The following is a 21,918-nucleotide window of genomic DNA, read 5'->3' as shown; positions in this document are numbered from 1 at the left end:
CCTCAAACGAGATAGGACTTCTTGATGGAAGCGCCGAGCGTATATTTCGGGTCCACCATGTTGCCGACCCGCATCCGTCCGGCCTGGGTCAGCAGCATGTAGGCGTCGATCTCGTCGAAGCCATAATCGGCCGCCATCCAGCGGCAGAGTTCACGGTAGGCGATGCGTGCCGCATCCTCCATCGGCCGCGCCGAACCGATGGTCATGATGAAGTCCTTGGTCTCGAGCTCGCGGCCAGGCGATGGTCCAGTTCTTGATCAGGTCGATCTGCACCGTGGTCACGGTCGGATGCTCGATGGCGACGCCGCAGAGTTCACCGTCACCCTGCGCGGCGTGGCAGTCGCCAAGATAAAGCAACGCGCCCTTGGTGTTCACCGGCAGGTAGATGACGGCGCCGACGCCGACATCCGGCAGGTCCATGTTGCCGCCGTAATAGTCGGGAACGAGCGATGAGATCGCCTCGATCTCCGGCGAGGTGCCGATGGTGCCGATGAAGGGCTCATAGGGCAGCGTGATCTTGTCGTTCCATTTCGTCCCGGTCTTGGCATCGATCACGAGTTTCTTCACGCGCTCCGGCAGCGCGGGATTGAGCAGCGCGGTCTGGCCGGTCGAGACAAGGCCGCCGAAGTCCGGCATGACCACGGTGGTGCCGCACGGCTGCGGCCCGCGCGGCACGATGCTCTCGATGTAGACGGCGAGCGTGTCGCCCTTCTCCGCGCCGTTGACGTGGATCGGCCCATTCTGCGGATTGAGGAACGGGAAGTTGAGAATTTTCGACGGGCTGTCGGTCTCGTGCTTGATCGCGCCTTCGAACGCGTCATGAGTCTCGGCGGAGACCACCGCGCCGGGATCGACGGTCAGCACCGAATCGACATAGGGCCCGTAGACATAGTGGTACTTGCCCTGCTCGCTTTCCGTGATCGTATACTCCTTGCCGCGCGCGCCCTTGGCGACGCCTTTGCGCGCCATGATCGACTCGTTTTGCCAGGCCATTGCTGTTCTCCTTGGTTGGACTGTCTAGACCGCGAGGTGCCGGCGCATCTCCACCACGTCGTCGAGCGCCGAGCGGTCGAGACTCGCGACGATGCGGCCCTTGTCCATGACGTAGCAGCGCTGCGCCATGGCGCGGATCATGTCGAGATTCTGCTCGACCAGGATGATGGTCACGCCGGTCTTGCGGTTGAGCTCGACCATGTTGCGCGCGATGTCCTGGACGATGTTGGGCTGAATGCCCTCGGACGGCTCGTCCAGCAGGATCAGGCTCGGATCGGCAATCAGGACCCGTCCGATCGCCAGCTGCTGCTGCTGGCCTCCGGACATGGTGCCGGCGCGCTGCTGCCAGCGCTCTTCGAGAATGGGAAAGGCCTCCACGATCTTGCGCCGGCCCGCTTCGGGAATGCCTCCGCCCTTGATCGCGGCCCCGACGGCGACGTTCTCGCCGACGGTCAGGCGCGGGAAGACGTCGCGTCCCTGCGGCACATAGCCCATGCCGAGCCGCGCCCGCTTGTGCGCCGGCAGCGATTCCACGGCCTCGCCGCGATAGACGATCGAGCCACTCATCGCCGGCACGAGCCCGATCAGACTCTTCATTAACGTCGATTTGCCGACGCCGTTGCGCCCGATGACCGCGACGATCTCGCCTTCCCGCACCTCGATCTCGAGGCCCTGAAGCACCGGCTTGCCGCCATAGCCGGCACGCAGGCCGAGCGTCGAGAGGATCACTTCCTTGCGCGGCATATCAAGCATGGGCCTGCCCCAGATAGATCGCTGCCACACGCTCGTCAGCCACGATCTCGTCGATCGAGCCCTGCGCGAACACCTGGCCGAGATGCAGCACGGTGACGCGCTGGGCGACCTGCCGCACGAACGCCATGTCGTGCTCGATCGCCAGCACGGTCATGCCGCCGGCATTGAGCCGCTGCACCATTTCGCCGGTCATGTGGGTTTCCTCCGGCGACATGCCGGCGGTCGGCTCGTCGAGCAGCAGGAGGCGCGGCTTCAGGCTGATCGCCATGCCGATCTCCAGCCATTGCTTCTGGCCGTGGCTGAGATTGCCCGCGGTCTGCGCCTGCTCGGATTCGAGGCCGAGGAAGCCGAGCAGCCGATCGATCTCGGCTTCGAGCTCGGGGCCACGATGCCGGATCTGCAGGGCGATCTCGAGGTTCTGGCGCACGGACAGGCCCTTGAAGACGCCCGGCACCTGGAACTTGACCGAGAGGCCGCGGTGAATCCGCGCAAAGGATTTCAGCGCGGTGATGTTCTCTCCCGCAAAGACGATCTCGCCGCTGCCGGGATGATGCTCCCCCAGGATCAGGCGGAACAGCGTGCTCTTGCCGGCACCGTTCGGCCCGATCAGGCAGTGGATCTCGCCGGGCTCGAGCGTCAGGTTCACGCTGTTGGTGACGTGCAGGCCGCCAAAATGCTTGTTCAGTTCGCGCAGCTCGAGCAGCGACATCAGCCGGCCCTCTGCGTGAAGCGCGCTGCGAGCCGCCCGAGCCAGTTCATCGCGCCGAGCACGAGGCCGTTCGGAGCGATCAAGACCGTGAGCACGAGCAGAACGCCCATGAAGACGAGCGCGTACTGGCTGCCGTAGATCGTCAGCGCCTGGAACGCCGCGAGCACCACCAGCGTGCCGACCACGGTCGAGGTCAAGTCGCTGCGGCCGCCGACCGCGACCCAGATCAGCGGCAGCGCCGCCGCCGTCATGCCCATGCTCGACGGCGTGATGTATTGCCCCCACGCCGTGTAGAGCACGCCCGATATCCCCGCGAGCGCGGCGCCGATGACGAAGGTGATGAGCTGGTATTTGCGGATGTCGTAGCCCAGCATCTCCGCCCTTTCAGGATTCTCGCGGATGGCGACAATGACGTTGCCGAACGACGAGTTCATCAGGATGCGCAACGCCAGATAGACGAAGACCAGAAGGCCGAGCACGAAATAGTACAGCCCGACATCGGCGAACAGCACGATCGGCTCGCCCGGCCAGGGGATGGTGAGCGGCGGCATCGCGCTCATGCCGTTGAAGCCGTTGAGCCGCGCGCTGCCGATGTGCCACTCCGGCCCCGCGGTCTGCGCCATGAAGCGCTCCAGCATCAGCGTCACGGCGAGCGTGACGATGCCGAGGAAGACGCCGGCGATGCGGCCGAAGAACATGAAATAGCCGAGCAGGACCGCGAACAGCGCAGCGATCGCAATCGCAACGACGAACGCGACCAGTGTGAAGCCATAGGCCGAGCCGAAATTGAGGGTCAGGACGCCGTAGCCATAGCCCGCAATGCCGAAGAACGCGGTCTGCCCGAAGGACAGCGATCCGCCATAGCCCCAGATCAGGCACAGGCTGAGCGCGATGAACACCCAGACGAAGAAGTAGACGGTGTTGCCGACCGTGTAGCCGTCGCTGAACAGCGGATAGGCGAGCGCGATCGCCAGCACGATGGCAAACAGGCCCCAGAAGGCCCGACCGCGACCGACGGTCTGCGGGCCTTCGAGACGGCGAAAAAAGGAAACGAGAGCAGCCACGACGCCATCACTCCGTCAGGTGCGTTCGCGCAGCACGAAGCCGGAGATGCCCTTCGGCAGCACCCGGACCACGATGATGACGGCAACCAAAAGGCCGATCTGGCCGAACAACTGTCCCTGCCAGGACGTCATCCCCGACTTCACGATCGCAAGCAGGCCGCCGGCGGGCGCCGTGCCGAGGAAGACGTCGGCACCGCCGATCACGACCGTGACGAACGCCTCCATGATGAAGGTCGCGCCCATGGTCGGCACCAGCGTCATGGTCGGCGCATAGAGGCCGCCAGCAAGGCCGGCGAGCCCCGCGCCGCAGGCGAAGGTCAGGCTGTAGATCAGGCGCGTATCGACGCCGAGCGCAGCCGCCATGTGCGGCACCTGGATGGTGGCGCGCGCCAGCACGCCGAAGCGGGTCCAGTTGAACAGCGCATAGAGTGCGGCAAGCACGCCGAGCGCGGAGCAAAACAGCACGATGCGGTAGATCGAATAGGAGTAGTCGCCGACCTGAAAACTGCCGAACGGCGTGCCGACCCCCGCCATGGTCGAGCCGACCATGATCAGCGTGCCCTGCGTGGCGATCAGGCTGAGCCCCCAGGTTGCGACGATGGTGTCGAGCGGCCGATCGTAGAGATGACGGATCACCGCGAGTTCGACCAGCACGCCGACCAGCGCAGACACGACCGTCCCCGCCAGGATACCGAGCGGGAGCGGCAAACCGGCATGCACGGTCGCCGCGGTGACATAGGCACCGCACATGATGAACTCGCCGTGGGCCAGATTGATCACGCCCATCATGCCGAAGATCACCGCGAGCCCGCAGGCCGAGAGCACCAGGAACGCGAAGGCGTCACCGAATTGATAAAGTGCCGAAAAGACGTGGGTCGCTATGTCCATGAACCAACCAGATCGATGAGAGGGGCAACGTTGCCGGCGCGGGTAACCGTGATCGTCCCGGCGTGCAGGCACGCCGGGACGACCACCCGCCGGTCAGGGTTTCGGCGGGGGATCTCGACGGCGTGTACTGGGCCATCGGATCTTTCTTGGTCAGATCGCAGCCGGCTTCACCCAGCCAATACGGCTTGATGTCCTCCCAGGTCTTCGGGAAGGAGATCGAATGATCGGCGCCGACCTTGGCCAGATAGATCGTGTGCGACATGTGCTGGCTCTTCGGGTCGATGCAGACCTTGCCTTCCGGTGCGTCCATGCAGACGTCGCCCATCGCGATCACCTTGCGGATGTCCTCGCGCTTGGTCGACTTCGCCCGCTCCACCATCTGCTTGTAGAGGTAGACCGCGAGATAGGAGTTCTCCGCCTCCTGGTTCACATAGGGCTCGCTCGGGAACTTGGCCTTGAACTTGGCGTAGAATTCCTTGCTCTTCGGCGAGTCGATCTCCTCGATGTAGTTGGTGGTGACGTACATGTCCTTCAGGCTCGGCGGCTTGAAGCGCTTGTGCTCGTAGCCCTGGCCGACGTTGACCGAGGATGCCATCGGCAGGTTGACGTTCGCGGAGGCGGCCTGCTCGTAATAGGAAGCCTGCGCGGTGCCGACCAGCAGCGTGACCACGAAGTCGGGCTTGGCCTTCTGGATGTTCTGGACGCTCTGCGAGAATTGCGAGACGCCGAGCGGGATGAACTCCTCGCCGGCCATCTTGCCGCCGTTCTCCTTGACGATCTTGCGCACCCATTCGGCCGAGATCTGGCCGAAATTATAGTCGGCGGCGAGCGTGTAGACGTTCTTGCCGTACTTCTCCATCATGTAGGGAATGAGCGTGGAGAACTGCTGCTCCGGCACCGCGCCCGTTACGATCATGTGGCCGTCGCAGACGCCGCCTTCATACTGGTTGTTGTAGAAGGCAAAGCCGTTGAACTGATCGACGATGGGACGATAGGCCTCACGCGAGGCCGAGGAGAAGCCCGCGAACACAACGTCGACCTTGTCACGCTGGAGCACGCGCCGCATGAACTCCTGGTAGCGGGTGTTGTCGGACTGCGTGTCGTAAGGGACGAGCTCCAGCGGCCGGCCCATGATGCCGCCCGCCTTGTTGATCTCCTCGGCGGCGAGCTGGATGGCGTGGACCTTGCCGATCGTGGCCGCGGCGAAGTCGCCGGACTGATCCTCCAGCACGCCGAGCTTGATCGGGTTCTCCGCCGCGGATGCCGGGACTGATCCGAGGACAAGCGTCCCCGTGAGGGCTGCGGCACGCAGCCCCCGCAATACAGACTTGCTCATTTTGCTTCTCCTAGATGGCTTGCTTGTTGCCGCCTTGCAGCATGATGCCGGTCGTGCGGCCGGACGTATCGGGCGGCTTCGCCCGCTTGCTCAGGAACTCCTCGCAATAGAGTTCCATGTTCTGCCGCGCGCGCATGCTTTCGCGACGGAGCTGGGAATAGGCACCTTCCTCGTCGAGACCGCCCTGCTGCATCAGCAGGACCACGGCCCGGATCACCGCGCGACGACCGCGGCGGCGTTCCTCGAGGTCCTGCAGGCGTTCGCTCATTTCGGCGCGCAGCAGGAACTGGTTGATGCCCATGAACAGGGATGTGTAGACCGCACCGCCATGCACCGGCTTGCGCAGGAACGAGGTCGCACCGAGATTGACGAGCGCCTTCAGCCGGCTCGGCGCCTCGACGCCGACAAGGCCGATCACCGGCACCGGCGGCAGCCGCGAGGCGGGATGGACCTCGATCGCGACGGCGCCTTCGAGATCGCCGTCGACGAAAAGAATGTCGCGGTCGGCCTGCAGGCTCGTCACGTCGATCTGCGCGCGGCCGTCGATGATTTCGGGGTATTCGGTGGAGACGCCAAGCTTGGCGAGCGTCGTTTCGAGCGTGCTCTCCCATCCGCCTCGCCGTGTCACGACGATGGCGCGGCCGCCCTTGAAGTTCTGTAGCAGTCGAGAGCTCATGATTACACCACCTTCAACAGCGGAGAGCGCATTGCGCTGGCAAAGCGCGGCGACGACTGGACGAGATAGGGATCGGGCGCGATCGGCTCGCGGGATTCCAGCAGCACCTCGAATTGCCCGCTCGCAGACGAGCGGCCGATCCGCGGCGTGAGCCAGGCGTGGAAGGTCTGCCGGTCGATGCGGACCTCACCTTGCGGCGCGCGCAGCCGCTGATCGGCCACGGCGGCGCGCACCTTGCGCGCATCGTCTGTGCCGGCCTGCAACAATGCTGCCGCGAGCAGCTTGACCGCGATATAGGACGACTCGGCGTCGGCCGAGGAGACCGGTCCATCCGGAAAGGAGTGCGCATACGCATTGATGAAGGCGGCATTCTCCGGCGAATTCAGCGACGAGAAATAGACGCTCGACGACAGATGCCCGTCGATGGCATCGGGACCGATCTCCGGCAATTCCGGTTCGGACAGCGTGCAGCTCGCGACGGGAATTTCCGCGGCCTGATCGATCCCGCGTGCGCGGCAGGCGGCGCGGAATGCGCGGAAGAAGGCATAGGCGCTGGTGCCGATCAGATTGTTGAAGACGAAGTCAGGGCGCTGCTCGATGATCGCGGCAATGACCTGGTCGACCTCGGTATCGCCCATCGAGAGATAGCGCTCGGCGAGCACGGTACCGCCGCGCGCGATGAGCGCCTCGCGGAAGATGCGGTTGTTCTCCCAGGCCCAGATATAATTCGAGCCGATGCAGAAGGCGCGCGAGCCGACCCGGGACGCCAGATAGTCGACGAGCGGCAGCACGTGCTGGTTGGGCGCTGCGCCGGTATAGATGACGTTATCGGAACTCTCGAAACCCTCGTAGTGCGAGGGATACCAGAGCAGCCCGTCGAACTTCTCGAAACACGGGATCACTTCCTTGCGGCTCGACGAGGTGTAGCAGCCGACCACCTGGCGGATGCCGGAGCCGAGCAGCTCGAGGCTGAGCGAACGATAGCGCGCGAGGTCGCCCGAAGGATTGACCACCACTGGCTCCAGCTCGATATCTTGGCTGGTCGCGTTGACCTCCTCAAACGCGAGCAACGCGCCATTAAGGATCGACCGCGCGACGACGCTGTAGGAGCCCGTCGTCGAGAACATCACGCCAATCCGATAATGTCTTCGCGTCATCACTCGATCCAAAACAAAAAAGCGCCCGCCGGCTGTAAAGCCGAGGGCGCGCTCGCCGCCAACCAAACACGCATTCGCGTGGCGTTGGAAATGGTTTGAACTTGTTCGCGTTGACGGGCTGCCTTGCCCCACGCTCGTGCATTACGGTCGTTGAGATCGGTTATTATGTCAAGCGCGTTGTTGCAGCGAAGATTGCCGCAATTCGTGCCGACGTGTAGCAAAACTGTGCAGTGCGGTCAGAGGCCTCCGGAACTCCGTCTGCCCATCACTTTGTCGCGTCGATCCAGATTCCCGGCTCTGAATGCTCTCGGATATGGCTGACGAGAAAATCGGAAAAGACCCTGATCTTGGCGGGCAGCCGGACGCGGTTCTGATAGGCGATATTCATGGTGAGCAGCGGCAGCTCCCACCCCATCAGCACGGGCACCAGACGGCCGGCCGCGATATCGCTCTGCACAATGTAGAGCGGCTGGATCAGGATGCCGAGCCCGGCGCGCGCCGCACCACAGATGATCTGGCCGTCATTGCTGTCGAGCGTCGGTGCGATCCGGATCGTCTGCGTTGCGCCCCCTGGCTCAGGCGCAGCGAATAGGGATCGTTGGCGAGGTTGTAGATCAGCATGTTGTGGCGGGCGAGATCGGCGGGATGCTCCGGCCGTCCGTGCTTCTCCAGATAGGACGGAGCAGCCGCGAGCACGCGATGCATCTGCCCGATGCGGCGGACGATGATGTTGGAATCCGGCTCCTGCTCGCGCGTGCGGATCGCCACGTCGATGCCGGCCTCGATGAAGTCCAGGTAGCGGTTTGCGCTGGTGATCTGCACGCTGAGATCAGGGTAGAGCGCGCGGAAGGCCGGCAGCATCGGCGCGAGATAGATCATGGCGAAGGACAGCGAGCTCGTTACCCGCAGCATGCCCTTCGGCGACAGCGCTCGGTCGGAAACGGCGTCTTCGGCTTCGGCCAACTCGTTCAGAAGCGGGCTGCAGCGCTGCAGCAGCTCCTGCCCCGCTTCGGTCAGCCATTGCCGGCGCGTGTTGCGCTCGATCAGCCTGACCGCAAGCCGTTCCTCCAGCGCGCTGAGATGGCGGCTGGCAGCCGCGTTCGACATCCGCAACGTATCGGCGGCCTTGGACAGGCTGCCGAGTTCGGCGGTTCTGGAGAAGACTTCGAGTTGGAGCAGCCGGTCCATTTTTGCATAAATCGGAAAAGAGACTTACAAATTTTGGTCTTTATTTCCACTTTTCGCAAGGCAAAATAGCGCCAACAAAGCACAATGGCAGGCGAGGAAACCAGGAAATGTCGGGCCCGATCAGGCACATCGTGATGTGGCGGCTGCGCGGGGAGACCCCCGATGAGCGCGCCGCTGCCCGCTCCAAGGTCAAGACCCTGTTCGAGGGGCTGCGCGGCCGGATCGACGGCCTCACCCACATCGAAGTCGGTGTCGACGTCAGCGACGTCGATTACGCCTGCGATGTCGTTCTTTTCTCCGAATTCACCGACCACGCCGCTCTGGCGGCCTACGCCTCCCACCCTGAGCATTTGCGCGTCCGCGAGGCGCTGGGCGACTTGCGGATCGGACGCTTCCAGGTCGATTATCCCATCAAAGAGACCGGCGCATGATCGGTTCGTTCACCTTCGAAAACCTGCCCTGCCGCGTCGTGTTCGGCAGCGGAACGCTGGCCTCGGCCAAGGCCGAGGTTGAGCGTCTCGGCGGCAAGCGCGCGCTGGTGCTGACGACGCCGCAGCAGGAGGCGCAAGGCAAGAGCCTGGGCGTGGCGCTCGGCCAGCTTTATGCCGGCATCTTTCCCGGCGCGACCATGCACACCCCGGTCGAGGTCACGGAGCGCGCGCTCGCGGCGATGAAGGCGTGCGACGCCGACTGCGTCGTTTCGCTCGGCGGCGGATCCACGACGGGCCTCGGCAAGGCGCTGGCGCTTCGCACCGGCGTCAACCAGCTCTGCATCCCCACCACATATGCCGGCTCGGAGATGACGCCGATCCTCGGCCAGACCGAGAACGGCCTGAAGACCACGGTGCGCGATGCGGCGGTGCTGCCGGAGACCGTGATCTACGATGTCGACCTCACCCTGACGCTGCCGGCGAGCCTCGCCGCAACGTCCGGCATCAATGCCATCGCACATGCGGTGGAGGCGCTTTACGCGCGAGACACCAATCCCGTGACGTCGCTGATGGCGGAAGAAGGCATCCGCGCGCTGGCGCGTGCCCTGCCCGCCATTGCGGCCAAGAGCGACGACCGCGAGGCTCGTACCGAAGCGCTTTATGGCGCCTGGCTGTGCGGGGTCTGCCTTGGCACGGTCGGCATGGCGCTGCATCACAAGCTCTGCCATACGCTCGGCGGCACGTTCGATCTGCCGCATGCGGAAACCCACACCATCGTGCTCCCGCATGCGCTGGCCTACAATGCACCGGCCGTGCCCGATGCGATGGCACGCATCTCGCGTGCGATCGGCGCGGCCGATGCCTCGCAGGGACTCTTCGACCTCGCGAAGCGGCTGGGCGCCAGGCTGGCCCTGCGCGACATCGGCATGCCCGAAAGCGGCATCGACAAGGCGGCCGATCTCGCCGTCACCAATGCCTACTGGAATCCTCGCCCGCTCGAGCGGGGCGCCATCCGCGACCTCATTGCACGCGCCTGGGCCGGCGAGCCGCCGGTTGCCATCAAAGCGGCGGCGTGAAGAGATGCAGCGCACACTGATCAAATCCGCCACGGTCATCAGCATGGATGACGCGATCGGCGATCTCAATACCGGCGATGTGCTGATCGAGGGCAGCCGCATCGTCGACGTGCGTCCGTCGATCGAGCTCGGCAGCAGCGGTGCGAGCGAGACCGAGATCGTCGACGGCAAAGGCCGCATTGTCGTCCCCGGCCTGATCAACGCGCATATGCACACCTGGCAGACCGGCTTGCGCGGCTATGCCGCCAACTGGACGCTGCTGGAATATTTCCGCCGCATGCATGCCGGGCTCGCCACCGTGTTCCGACCGGAGGACATCCACATTGCGACGCTGGTCGGCGCGCTGAACCAGATCAATTGCGGCACTACCACGCTGGTCGACTGGTGCCACAACAATCCGACCCCCGATCACACCGACGCGGCCGTGCGCGGCCTGATCGAGAGCGGCATCCGCGCCGCCTTCTTCCATGGTTCGCCGAAGCCCGAGCCGAAACCAGGCGAGCCGCATTTCTCGGAGATCCCGCATCCGCGCCACGAGATCGAACGGCTACTGGCAGGCCCCCTCGCCGACCGCGACGGCCTCGTCACGCTCGGGCTTGCGATTCTCGGTCCGCATTATTCGACGCTCGACGTCGCCCTGCACGATTTCCGCCTAGCGCAGGAGCTGAAGCTGATCGCATCGATGCATCAGGGCGGCGGTCCGGCCAAGACGCCGGGTGGCTGGGAGAAGCTGATCGAGGCCGGCCTTGTCGGCTCCGGCATTAACATCGTTCATGGCAACGACCTGCCCGACGATCTCCTCGACAGGCTGGTCGATCTCGGCGTGTCCTTCTCGGTGACGCCGGAGAATGAGATGATCCAGGGCCACGGTTTCCCGATCACCGGACGGCTGCTCAAGCGCGGCGTACGACCAACGATCGGCATTGATCTGGAGTCCGTGCTGGCCGGCGACCTCCTCGGCGTGGCCCGCATCGCTTTGTCGATGCAGCGGGCGCTCGACAATGCGGAGTCGCGCAAGGAAAGCGGCACCATTCCGGCGACGACCACGATCCCCGTTCGGGAAGCGCTGCGCTGGATCACCACGGAAGGCGCCCGCATGCTCGGTCGCGAGCACCAGATCGGATCGCTGACACCCGGCAAACTCGCCGACCTCGTCGTCATCAACGCCTCCGACCTCAACCTTGTGCCGGTGCACGATCCCGTCGCGACCGTCGTGATGCAGACGAGCCTTGCCAATATCGAGGCCGTCATGATCGGCGGCGCCTGGAAGAAGCGGAACGGCCGGTTGCTGGTCGAGGGGCTGGAAGCGAAGAAAGAGCTGCTGGCGCGATCCGGCCGGCGGTTGGTGCAGGACATCGAACGACAGGGGCGCGCCGCCTGAGCGGCTGACGGACAACAACAATGACAGACACTTCGAAAAGCGTCGCTTTCATCGGGATCGGCAAGATGGGCCTGCCGATGTCGGCCCTCGTCGCCAAGGCCGGCTATGCCGTCACCGCATTCGATCAGAACGCGGCGCGGATCAGCGAAGCACGCGCGCAAGGCATCTCGATTGCCGCCTCCCCGGCCGAGTCCGTGAGCGGCAAGGCGGCAGTGATTACGTCCCTGCCCGATGACGCCGCGCTACGCGCTGCGCTGCTCGGTCCGACCGGCCTCATCGCTGTGATCACGCCCGGAGCCGTCTTGATCGAGACCAGCACCGTCAGCGTCGAAGCTTCAACCGAAGTTGCAGCCGCCGCGCAGGCCCGTGGTATCGCCTATCTTCGTTCACCAGTCTCCGGAAACGCCAGCATCGTCCATACCGGCGCCCTGAGCTGCTTCGTCTCAGGTCCGAAAGACGCTTTCGAGGAAGCTAGACCGCTGTTCGCAGCCTTCACCCGCGCCCAGACCTATCTCGGCCCCGCCGAGGAAGCGCGTTACGCAAAACTCTCGGTTAATTTGATGATCGCAGTATCCGCCGCGATGATGGCGGAGAGTCTGGCGCTGGCGCGCAAGGGCGGCATTGCCTGGCAGGACATTCTGAAGGTGCTCGACGACAGCGCCGTGGCATCGCCCATGGTGAAATACAAGACCGCGCCCCTGCGCAACCGCGATTTCGAGTCGACTTTCTCCTGCAAGCAGATGGCGAAGGATCTCGATCTCATTCTCGGCGCCGGCCACGCCGTCGGCGTGCCGCTTCAGCTCGCGGCCCAGGTGCGCGAGACCTACGGCTCGCTGGTGGCGCAAGGCGACGGCGACACCGACTTCATCGCGACCGTCAAGCACCTGGAACGGCTGTCCGGGCTTGGCGAACCCGAACTCTGATCGCGGAGACCCAGGATGCGCAACTTCAACGAAAACACGATTACCGACGCAGTGCTGGAGCGGATCGAGGACGCAACCGACCCGCGTATCAAGCAGGTGAGCGAGGCACTGGTGCGCCATCTCCATGCCTTTGTCCGCGAGGTGCGGCCGACCCAGAAGGAATGGGAATACGGCATCGACTTCCTGACCCGCACCGGCCACATGTGCGACGACAAGCGCCAGGAGTTCATCCTGTTGTCGGATGCGCTGGGTGTCTCCATGCTGGTCGATGCGATCAACCATCCCGTGCCGGAAGGCGCGACCGAGACCACGGTGCTTGGCCCGTTCTTCGTCCAGGCCGCACCCGAGAAGGATAGCGGCGCCGATATCTCGGGCCCGATGGAAGGTGATCCGATGCTGGTCACTGGCTCCGTCTCGACCGTCGACGGACAGCCGCTCGCAGGTGCCACCGTCGACGTCTGGCATTCCGACGACGACGGTTATTACGACGTGCAGCAGCTCGACGACATCGGCGATCTCGCGATGCGGGCCCGCTTCCACACCGATGGCAACGGCCGCTTCCATTTCTGGTCGATCAAGCCTGCCGCCTATCCGATCCCGCATGACGGCCCGGTCGGCGAGATGCTGGAGGTTCAAGGCCGCCATCCATGGCGCCCCGCGCATGTCCACTTCATGATCTCGGCGCCGGGCTTCGAGCAGCTCGTCACGCACGTGTTCGTCGCCGGCGACCAATATCTCGACAGCGACGTGGTGTTCGGCGTCAAGGACAGCCTGATCCGCGAATTCGTCCGGCATTCTGCCGGCCGTGCGCCGGATGGTCGCATGGTGGAGCGCGACTATTTTCACCTCAATTACGATTTCGGCCTGAAGCAGGTCGCGAGCAGCGCAAGAGCCGCCTAGACTGGACGGCGACGGACCGAACACGAGTCCGGCAACAGGGAGCAGACGGGAGTTAGGGATGGGACCGCGGGTCAGCACGAGCATATTGGCCGAACGCCTCACCGGCATGATCGGCCCGCGCGCGAGCGTTGCACGCGGCGTGCTGGACCAGCATGGGCAGAGCGAGTCGCATTATCGGAGCCTGCCGCCCGATATCGTCGTCTTCCCTGAAACCACTGAGGAGGTTGCCGAGATCGTCAAGCTGTGCGCGGGCGCGGGCATGCCGATCGTCCCGTTCGGTGCCGGAACCTCGCTGGAAGGAAATGCAGCATCCGTCGCGGGCGGCGTCTGCATCGATTTCGCGCGCATGAACAAGGTGCTCACCGTGCACGAAAGCGACATGGACGTCGTCGTGCAGCCCGGCATCACGCGCAAGCAGCTCAACGCAGAGCTCCGCGGTACAGGCCTGTTCTTCCCGATCGATCCCGGTGCCGACGCCTCGATCGGCGGCATGACATCCACCCGCGCTTCCGGCACCATGGCCGTGCGCTACGGCACCATGAAGGACAATGTCATGGCGGCTCGAGGTGGTCCTGGCCGACGGCCGCGTGATCCGCACCGCCAGGCGCGCCCGCAAGTCGGCGGCCGGCTACGATCTGACACGCATGTTCGTCGGGGCGGAGGGAACGCTCGGTGTCATCACCGAGATCACGCTGAAGGTGCATCCGGTGCCGCAGGCCATCTCGGCCGCGGTCTGCAGCTTCGACAACCTGCACAGCACCGTAGATACCGCGATCTCCGTGATCCAGTCCGCGATCCCCGTGGCACGCATAGAGTTGCTCGACGACGTCATGATGCGCGGCATCAATGCCTACGCCAAGCTCGGCTATCGCGAGGCCCCAACCTTGTTCTTCGAATTCCACGGCTCCGAGAGCTCCGTCGCCGAGCAGGCCGAGGCCGCACAGGCGATCGCCGCCGACCATGGCGGTCATGGCTTTGCCTGGGCCAAGGCGCCGGAAGACCGCAGCCGGCTCTGGCACGCCCGCGACAACACGCTCTATGCCGGCCTCGGCTTGCGACCTGGCGCACGCGCCGTGATCACCGATGTCTGCGTCCCGATCTCGCGGCTCGCGGAATGCCTGACCGAGACGCGTCGCGATGCGGACGAGCACGGCTTTACTGCGCCGATCGTCGGCCATGTCGGTGACGGCAATTTCCACATGCTGATCCTGATCGACCCGGCCAGGCTAGAGGAGACCGAAGGTGCCAAGGCGTTGCAGGCCCGCATGGTCGCCCGCGCCATCGCGATGGACGGCACCTGCACCGGCGAGCACGGCATCGGCATTGGCAAGATCGACTATCTCGCGGACGAGCTCGGCGAAGCCGTCGACGTGATGCGGTCGATCAAGACCGCGCTCGATCCGAGCAATCTGATGAACCCCGGAAAGATCTTTGCCAGCGGAGCGCGCGCATGAGCATCGCCGCATTGGCCGTCGAACCCGCCTCGCCCACACCGCTGCTGGAACTGCGCGGCATCAGCAAGGAGTTCCCCGGCGTCAAGGCGCTGGATGACGTGTCCTTTGCTGTATATCCCGGCGAAGTGCACATGCTGCTCGGCGAGAACGGCGCCGGCAAGTCGAGCCTGATGAAGGTACTGTGTGGTGCCTATCGCGCCGATTCCGGCGAGTTCACCTACAGGGGCGACAAGGTCGATATCTCATCGACCGCGGATGCACAGAAGCTCGGCATTGCCGTGATCTTCCAGGAATTCTCGCTGGTCCCCCATCTCGATATCGCCCAGAACATCTTCCTCGGCCGCGAGCCGAAAGGTCGCATCCCCGGCACCATCGACCGCCGCAAGATCCTGGCCGATGCCAGGCGTGTGCTCGATACGATCGGCTTCGAGATCGATCCCTCCACCACCGTCGACAAGCTCGGCGTCGCGCAGCAGCAGATGGTCGAGATCGCCAAGGCGATCAGCCAGAACGCCCGCATTCTCGTCATGGACGAGCCGACCGCGGCGCTATCCGACCGCGAGACCGAGCTGCTGTTCGCACTGATCGCGCGGCTGAAGGCCGACGGCGTCTCCATCGTCTACATCTCGCACCGCATGGCCGAGGTGTTCGCGCTCGGCGACCGCATCACGGTGCTGCGCGACGGCCGCCGCATCGACGGCGTCAAACCTGCCGACGTCACCCCGGACCAGCTCGTCCGCATGATGGTCGGCCGCAACGTCGACATGACCTATCCGCGCAATTTTGCCGACAAGCCAGGCGAGCTGCTGCTTGAGGTCAAGGGCTTGAGCGCTTCGACGGGAATCTCCGACATCAACATCGAGGTGCGGCGGGGCGAGATCGTCGGCCTGTGCGGCCTGGTCGGCTCCGGTCGCAGCGAAGTCGCGCGCGCCATCTTCGGCGCCGATCCCACCAGCGCCGGCGAGATCATCTTCGACGGCAAGGTCATGTCCGGCGAGCCTGATCTGGCCGCCCGCCGCGGCATCGCCCTGATCCCGGAAAGCCGCAAGAGCGAAGGCCTCGCGCTGTTGCGGTCGGTGAGCGACAATCTGGTGGTCTCGGCGCTGCGAAAGCTGTTTCCGAGCGGCCTGTTCGACCAGCGCAGCGCGCAGCGCACCGCCGACGGCCTGATCCGGCAGCTCAGGATCGCGACGCCCAGCGCGCGCCAGACCGTCGGCCTGCTCTCGGGCGGCAACCAGCAGAAAGTCGTGATCGGCAAGTGGCTGGCGGCCGGCTCGAAGCTCTTCATCTTCGACGAGCCGACCCGCGGCATCGACATCGGTGCCAAGTCCGAGATTTTTGCCCTGATCGATCGTCTCGTCGCCGAAGGCGCCGCGGCACTGATGATCTCATCCGAGCAGATCGAGATCTGCCATGTCTGCGATCGCGCCTATGTGATGCGCGAGGGCCGCATCGCCGGGCACCTGACGCGCAACGAACTGACCGAGGAGAACATCGTGCGACTGGGGATGCATCATGCGTGAGGCCGCAATCGTCTCGCAACCCAACCCGCTGCAGCGCATTCCCGGCGTTGCCATCGTGCTGGTGCTCCTGATCGCGCTGTTTGGCGCAATCGCACCCGGCTTCCTGTCGGTCGCCAATCTCTCCAACGTGCTGGTGCAGTCGACCATCCTGACCATGCTGGCGCTGCCGATGACGCTGATCATCATGACCGAAGGGCTGGACCTGTCGATGGGCGCAGTGCTGACGCTGACTTCGCTCTGCGTCGCCATCGTGTCGCTTGCGACCAAATCGATGCTGCTGGGCCTCGGCGCCGGCCTGCTGGTCGGCACGGCCTTCGGCTTCGCCAACGGCTGGCTGGTCGCCATCGTCGGCATTCCGCCCTTCGTGGCGACGCTCGGCACGCTCGGCATGGCGCAGGGCCTGTCGCTGATCGTCAGCGACGGCCAGAGCGTGGTCGGCATCCCCCATAGCGTGCGCGACATCTATTCGGCCACGCTGCTCGGCGTTCCCGTGCCGATCGTGATGGCACTGGTGACCTACGCGGCATTTCACGGCCTGCTCTATCACACCCGCTTCGGCACCTACATCTTCGCGCTCGGCGGCAACCGCGAGGCGCTGCGCTATGCCGGCCTCTCGCCGAACAAACTGCTGATCGCCGTCTATGCGATCGGCGGCGCCATGGCAGGCATCGCTGGCCTCTTGATGACCGCGCGGATGAATTCCGGCCATCCCACCGCCGGCCTCGGGCTTGAATTCGACGCCATCGCGGCCGTCGCCGTCGGCGGCACCTCGTTCGAGCGCGGCAATGGCTGGCTGCTCGGCACCCTGCTCGGCGTCCTCTCCGTCGGGGTGTTGCGCAACGGGCTGAACCTGATCTCGCTGCCGTCATCGGTGCAGGTCGCAAGCGTCGGCGTCCTCGTCATCGTCGCCCTGTTCCTCGACGGCCTTCGGAGCCGCGCATGACCGACATCACCAAAGAGGCGATGATGCCGCCCCGCTCGTTCCTGTCGCAGGACGCGATCCAGGTGTTCTACCGCCTGCTCGCGGCGCTCTTGATCTGCGCGGTGCTCGCCGTGCTCAGCGATTCCTTCCTGAGCCTCGGCAACATCCTCAACGTGCTCAGACAGGCAAGCCTGACCTTCTTCATCGCCTCCGGGCTGACGCTGGTGGTGCTGACCGCGGGCCTCGATCTCTCGGTCGGCGCCAATGTCGCGCTGTCCGCCTGCATCGCCGGCACCGTGATCCACAAGACCGGCTCGCCGGCGCTCGGCATCCTCGCCGGGCTCGCCTGCGGCGGCATCGTCGGGCTGCTCAACGGTGTGATGGTGACGGCCCTGCGCATCCCCTCCTTCATCGCGACCTATGGCATGCTCTGGGTGCTGAACGGCCTCACCTACTGGTACATGGCGGGCGAGACCCTTCACGGCTTCCCGGCCGGCTTCCGCCAGATCGGCAGCGGCTATCTGTTCGGCCTCCCGATCCCGGTCTATCTGCTGCTGGTGTTCCTCGGCATCGGGACGATGTTTGCCCAACGAACGATCTGGGGACAGGAGATCTATGCGATCGGCGCCAATCCGGTCGCGGCCCGGCTCTCCGGCATCCCGGTCGCACGCCGCCTGCTGCTGGTCTACGCCGTCTCCGGCACCATGGCCGGGCTCGCCTCGATCATCTTCCTGTCGCGGCTCAATTCTGCCGAAGCCGATATCGGCGAGAGCCTGACGCTGCCTGCGATCGCGGCCGTGCTGATCGGAGGCACCTCGCTGTTCGGCGGCGTCGGCACCGTGTTCGGCACCTTCATCGGCGCACTGATCCTGACGCTGGTTCTGAACGGCATGAATTTGCTCTCAGTGAGCGCCAACTGGCAACCGCTGGTGACCGGCGTCATCGTCATTCTCGCGGTCTGGCTCGACATGAAGACCCGACGCCGCGCGCAATGAGTTCCTGGACGACCAACAATCAAAACGAGGGATGGAGACCACATGAAACATAAACTGGGCTATCTGGCGCTACCGCTGCTGATGGCGGCCGCGTTCACGACGCAAGCGCGCGCCGACGGCGAGACCATCGCCGTCTTCACCAAGAACCAGACCAATCCGTTCTTCCAGACGGTGCGGGTCGGCGCCGACAACATGGCGAAGGTGCTGAACGCCAAGACGCTGCAATACATCCCGACCAAGCCCGATTCGATCCCTGAGCAACTCAGCCAGATCGAGGACGTCGTCGTGAAGAAGCCGAGCGCGATCGTCTTCACGCCGGTCGACTACAAGGCGATGGTGCCGGGGGTCGAGAAGATCAACGAGGCAAAAATCCCCGTCGTCAACATCACCGACCGTTCCGCCGGCGGCAAGTTCCTCTCCTTCGTCGGCGCCGACGATTACAGCCTGGGCCTGGAGACCGCACGCTTCCTGCTCAAGACGCTGGGCGGCAAGGGCAACATCGTCATCATCGAGGGCGTCAAGGGCTCGCTGACCAACGTCGACCGCGTGCGCGGCTTCAACGACGCTTTGAAGGAGAACGCGGGCGCCAAGCTGCTGGCCTCGCAGCCCGGCAACTACCAGCGGCTGCAGGCACTCCAGGTGATGGAGAACCTGATGCAGTCGAACGCGCAGATCGACGGCGTGCTGGCGGCCAACGACGCCATGGCGGTCGGCGCGATCGAGGCGCTCGACGGCGCCAATCGCAAGGCGCAGGTGATCGGCATCAACGGCACCAAGGAGGCGATCGACGCGATCAAGTCCGGCAAGCTGCTCGCCAGCGGCGACTACAACGGATTTGCGCAAGGATGCCTCGGCACCATGATGGCGATCCGCTCCTTGCGCGGCCAGCCTGTCATCAGCGAGATCGTGCTGAAGCCGACCGTCATTACCAAGGACAATTACCAGCCGTTCGACGTGCCGCTGGAGCAGCGCACCTGCCCGACCTTCGAAGAAGCCGGCAAGCTCGGCGGCAAGTAAACCAGCCAGTCACGCAAGCCAGGACGGCCGCCCCGGCGGCCGTTCCAAGAAAACCAAGACATCAACGGAGACCACCATGCTGTTCGCCATTCACGCCCTCGACCGCGCCGGCGCGCTGCCGACGCGGCTCGCCAATTACGATGCGCACAAGGCTTTCCTGAGCGACACCTCGCGCTTCGGCGTCAAGATCGTGATGTCGGGGCCGCTGGTCTCCGACGATGGCGCAACCATGATCGGCAGCCTGTTCCTGATCGAGGCGCCCGGCCGCAGCGAAGTCGAAGCCTTCAACCGCGCCGATCCCTTTGGGGCAGCAGGCATCTGGGAGAAGGTCACGATCACTGGCTTTCTGCGCCGCCAGGGCTGAGGCCGGCTCAAGCCAAGATGCGAAAACAACCCCATGCACAGTAGAATGAGGTTGTTTTGACTTGCGAATTTTGTCTGCGCGCGGACTTTGACCCGTCGGGCAAAACAGGGGCATATTGGCACCATCGCCCGATTGTCGCCCCTCCCCTCCGCCCGGCTCTTGGCCGCTGGCACAGCAGCTATGCAGCCGTCGCCGGCACACCGTCTTCGAGATGACAGGCCACCCACTGCTCGGGTGCAGCCGCGCGCAGCGTCGGCTCCTCCGTCCGGCAGCGATCGAACACGTAGGGGCAGCGGGTGTGGAAGCGGCACCCGCTCGGCGGGTTGATCGGGCTCGGTACGTCGCCCTTGAGGATGATCGGATTGCGCTGAGCGCCGGGCTCCGGTAGCGGCACAGCCGAGAGCAGCGCCTTGGTGTAGGGATGCTTTGGCGCGGCAAAAATTTCGAAGCGCGGCGCGACCTCCACGATCTTGCCGAGATACATGACTGCCACGCGGTGGGTCATGTGTTCGACGATCGCGAGATCGTGGCTGATGAACAGCAGCGCCAGGCCGAACTCGCGCTGGAGATCCTGCAACAGATTGACGATCTGCGCCTTGACCGAGACGTCGAGCGCCGAAACCGCCTCGTCGCAGACGATCAGCTCGGGCTCGGCCGCGAGCGCCCGCGCGATGCCGATGCGCTGGCGCTGGCCGCCAGAGAATTCGTGCGGCCGGCGGTTCAGCGCTTCGCGCGGCAGGCGCACGGTGTCCATCAGCGCCGTGACGCGCGTTTCGAGATCGATGGCGGATTTGGCGAGGCCGAAATTGCGGATCGGCTCGGCCAGGATGTCGCGCACGCGCATGCGCGGATTGAGGCTGGAGAACGGATCCTGGAACACGACCTGAACGCGGCGGCGCATCTGACGCATGGTGCTCGGCGCGGCGTCGTCGATCCGCTGGCCGTCGAGAATGACCTGCCCCGAGGTGATGTCGAACAGCCGCAAGATCGCGCGGCCGACCGTGGACTTGCCGCAGCCGGATTCGCCGACCAGCGACAGCGTCTCGCCGCGCGCGATCTCGAACGACACGCCGTCCACCGCATAGACCCATTCGGACTTGCGGCCGAACAGGCCCTTGTTGACGGGAAAATGCTTCTTGAGGTCGTTGACCTGGAGCAGCGGAGGACTCATGCCGCGATGGCCCCCTTGGCGGAATAATGGCAGGCGGCGACGTGACGAGGCGCCTTCTCTTCGAGGCCCGGAGCATATTGGCGGCACAGATCGGTCGCGAGCGCGCAGCGGCCGGCGAAGACGCACCCGACGATGGGCTTCCTGAGATCCGGCACTTGCCCGGGGATTTCGGCCAGACGCCGCGCGGTGCCGGTCAGCGACGAGCCGAGCCGCGGCACGGCGCCGAGCAGACCTTGCGTGTAGGGATGGCGCGGCGAGCGGAACAGCTCGGCCACCGGAGCCTCCTCGACCTTGCGGCCCGCATACATGACCATGACGCGCTCGGCGATCTCGGCAACGACGCCGAGATCGTGTGTGATCAGGATGATCGCGGCGCCGACCCGGCTCTTGAGGTCGAGCATCAGCTTCAGGATCTGCGCCTGGATGGTCACGTCGAGCGCGGTGGTCGGCTCGTCCGCGATCAGGAGTTTTGGATTGCAGGCGAGCGCAATCGCGATCATCACACGCTGGCGCATGCCGCCGGAAAGCTGATGCGGATATTCGCGCACCCGCCGCTTCGGCTCGGGAATGCCGACCAGGGTCAGCATCTCAACCGCGTGGGCCTCGGCGGCGACCTTGTCCAGGCCCTGATGGATCATCAGCGTCTCACGGATCTGACGGCCGACGGTCAGCACCGGGTTGAGGCTGGTCATCGGTTCCTGGAAGATCATCGAGATGTCGTTGCCACGGATGGCGCGCATCTCTCGGTCGGAGAGTTGCAACAGGTCCCTCCCCGCAAAGCGGATGGAACCCGCGATCCTGCCCGGCGGCTCGGGGATCAGCCGCATCAGCGACATCGAGGTCACCGACTTGCCGCAGCCGGATTCGCCGACGATGGCGAGCGTCTCGCCCTCGTTGACGTGGAAGGATACTCCGTCGACCGCTCGGTTGATGCCACTGGGCGTCCGAAAATGGGTCTGGAGGTTCTCGACTTCGAGCAATGCCATCGCGATCAGCC

At 64.8% G+C, this 21,918-nt stretch carries 19 protein-coding genes and 3 pseudogenes; 11 read left to right on the top strand and 11 right to left on the bottom strand.

All coding sequences use genetic code 11. From position 1 onward, the window contains the following. Window positions 1-2: 2 nt before the first annotated feature. The 9 genes and pseudogenes from ACQ86E_RS26045 to ACQ86E_RS26005 form a co-directional block, all read right to left on the bottom strand. Window positions 3-993, bottom strand: a pseudogene (locus ACQ86E_RS26045) (acetamidase/formamidase family protein). A gap of 24 nt (window positions 994-1,017) precedes the next feature. Then, window positions 1,018-1,737 carry an ABC transporter ATP-binding protein gene (locus ACQ86E_RS26040; protein WP_431206565.1) on the bottom strand — a complete coding sequence of 240 codons (720 nt, stop codon included), beginning with the start codon at window positions 1,735-1,737 and terminating at the stop codon, window positions 1,018-1,020. Between the two features lies 1 nt (window position 1,738). After that, on the bottom strand, window positions 1,739-2,455 hold the full coding sequence (locus ACQ86E_RS26035; RefSeq protein WP_431202424.1) for an ATP-binding cassette domain-containing protein: 717 nt from the start codon (window positions 2,453-2,455) through the stop codon (window positions 1,739-1,741). Beyond that, a complete protein-coding gene (locus ACQ86E_RS26030; RefSeq protein ID WP_431202423.1) occupies window positions 2,455-3,519 on the bottom strand; it encodes a branched-chain amino acid ABC transporter permease in 1,065 nt (354 codons plus the stop codon). The genes ACQ86E_RS26035 and ACQ86E_RS26030 overlap by 1 nt, the downstream gene beginning before the upstream one ends. A 15-nt stretch (window positions 3,520-3,534) precedes the next feature. Beyond that, entirely contained in the window at window positions 3,535-4,407 is an 873-nt protein-coding gene (locus ACQ86E_RS26025) for an ABC transporter permease subunit (RefSeq protein WP_431202422.1), read from the bottom strand. Continuing rightward, window positions 4,361-5,743, bottom strand: a complete 1,383-nt coding sequence (locus ACQ86E_RS26020) for an urea ABC transporter substrate-binding protein (protein ID WP_431202421.1) — start codon at window positions 5,741-5,743, stop codon at window positions 4,361-4,363. The genes ACQ86E_RS26025 and ACQ86E_RS26020 overlap by 47 nt, the downstream gene beginning before the upstream one ends. A gap of 10 nt (window positions 5,744-5,753) precedes the next feature. Further along, a complete protein-coding gene (locus ACQ86E_RS26015; protein ID WP_015687148.1) occupies window positions 5,754-6,419 on the bottom strand; it encodes an ANTAR domain-containing response regulator in 666 nt (221 codons plus the stop codon). A 2-nt stretch (window positions 6,420-6,421) separates the two neighbouring features. Next, window positions 6,422-7,576 carry a transporter substrate-binding domain-containing protein gene (locus tag ACQ86E_RS26010; protein ID WP_431202420.1) on the bottom strand — a complete coding sequence of 385 codons (1,155 nt, stop codon included), beginning with the start codon at window positions 7,574-7,576 and terminating at the stop codon, window positions 6,422-6,424. A gap of 265 nt (window positions 7,577-7,841) precedes the next feature. Beyond that, window positions 7,842-8,764, bottom strand: a pseudogene (locus ACQ86E_RS26005) (LysR family transcriptional regulator). Between the two features lie 107 nt (window positions 8,765-8,871). Here ACQ86E_RS26005 and ACQ86E_RS26000 point away from each other — a divergent pair. The 11 genes and pseudogenes from ACQ86E_RS26000 (at window position 8,872) to ACQ86E_RS25950 (ending at window position 19,750) form a co-directional block, all read left to right on the top strand. Continuing rightward, entirely contained in the window at window positions 8,872-9,195 is a 324-nt protein-coding gene (locus ACQ86E_RS26000) for a Dabb family protein (protein WP_431202419.1), read from the top strand. Then, window positions 9,192-10,271 (top strand): maleylacetate reductase, encoded by a 1,080-nt coding sequence (locus ACQ86E_RS25995; RefSeq protein ID WP_431202418.1) that lies wholly within the window; start codon window positions 9,192-9,194, stop codon window positions 10,269-10,271. The genes ACQ86E_RS26000 and ACQ86E_RS25995 overlap by 4 nt, the downstream gene beginning before the upstream one ends. 4 nt (window positions 10,272-10,275) lie before the next feature. Further along, a complete protein-coding gene (locus ACQ86E_RS25990; RefSeq protein ID WP_431202417.1) occupies window positions 10,276-11,652 on the top strand; it encodes an amidohydrolase family protein in 1,377 nt (458 codons plus the stop codon). Window positions 11,653-11,672: 20 nt separating this feature from the next. Beyond that, window positions 11,673-12,575: an NAD(P)-dependent oxidoreductase gene (locus tag ACQ86E_RS25985; RefSeq protein WP_431202416.1), complete on the top strand. Its 903-nt coding sequence runs from the start codon at window positions 11,673-11,675 to the stop codon at window positions 12,573-12,575. 15 nt (window positions 12,576-12,590) lie between these two features. Beyond that, a complete protein-coding gene (locus tag ACQ86E_RS25980) occupies window positions 12,591-13,475 on the top strand; it encodes an intradiol ring-cleavage dioxygenase (protein WP_431202415.1) in 885 nt (294 codons plus the stop codon). Between the two features lie 58 nt (window positions 13,476-13,533). After that, window positions 13,534-14,929, top strand: a pseudogene (locus ACQ86E_RS25975) (FAD-linked oxidase C-terminal domain-containing protein). Then, on the top strand, window positions 14,926-16,452 hold the full coding sequence (locus ACQ86E_RS25970) for a sugar ABC transporter ATP-binding protein (protein WP_431202414.1): 1,527 nt from the start codon (window positions 14,926-14,928) through the stop codon (window positions 16,450-16,452). The pseudogene ACQ86E_RS25975 and the gene ACQ86E_RS25970 overlap by 4 nt, the downstream one beginning before the upstream one ends. Further along, window positions 16,445-17,395, top strand: coding sequence for an ABC transporter permease (locus ACQ86E_RS25965; RefSeq protein WP_431202413.1), 951 nt, complete (start codon window positions 16,445-16,447; stop codon window positions 17,393-17,395). Before ACQ86E_RS25970 ends, ACQ86E_RS25965 begins: the two co-directional genes overlap by 8 nt. Further along, the gene (locus ACQ86E_RS25960; protein WP_431202412.1) at window positions 17,392-18,369 is read left to right on the top strand and encodes an ABC transporter permease; all 978 of its coding nucleotides are present in this window, start codon (window positions 17,392-17,394) and stop codon (window positions 18,367-18,369) included. Before ACQ86E_RS25965 ends, ACQ86E_RS25960 begins: the two co-directional genes overlap by 4 nt. Window positions 18,370-18,411: 42 nt before the next feature. Then, window positions 18,412-19,386 (top strand): sugar ABC transporter substrate-binding protein, encoded by a 975-nt coding sequence (locus tag ACQ86E_RS25955; protein WP_431202411.1) that lies wholly within the window; start codon window positions 18,412-18,414, stop codon window positions 19,384-19,386. 76 nt (window positions 19,387-19,462) lie between these two features. Then, complete coding sequence (locus tag ACQ86E_RS25950; protein WP_431202410.1) at window positions 19,463-19,750, top strand: YciI family protein; 288 nt, start codon at window positions 19,463-19,465, stop codon at window positions 19,748-19,750. A 178-nt stretch (window positions 19,751-19,928) separates the two neighbouring features. Here the strand turns inward: ACQ86E_RS25950 and ACQ86E_RS25945 are convergent, their stop codons facing one another. Both ACQ86E_RS25945 and ACQ86E_RS25940 read right to left on the bottom strand, forming a co-directional pair. Next, window positions 19,929-20,921, bottom strand: a complete 993-nt coding sequence (locus ACQ86E_RS25945; protein WP_143844377.1) for an ABC transporter ATP-binding protein — start codon at window positions 20,919-20,921, stop codon at window positions 19,929-19,931. Beyond that, window positions 20,918-21,907, bottom strand: coding sequence for an ABC transporter ATP-binding protein (locus tag ACQ86E_RS25940; protein ID WP_431202409.1), 990 nt, complete (start codon window positions 21,905-21,907; stop codon window positions 20,918-20,920). The genes ACQ86E_RS25945 and ACQ86E_RS25940 overlap by 4 nt, the downstream gene beginning before the upstream one ends. Window positions 21,908-21,918: the final 11 nt, after the last annotated feature.

The organism is Bradyrhizobium betae, assembly GCF_050632175.1.
GTDB classification, from domain to species: Bacteria; Pseudomonadota; Alphaproteobacteria; order Rhizobiales; family Xanthobacteraceae; genus Bradyrhizobium; species Bradyrhizobium betae_B.
The sequence above is the reverse complement of the archived record's forward strand: the minus strand, read 5'-3'. Positions and strand labels throughout refer to the sequence as shown.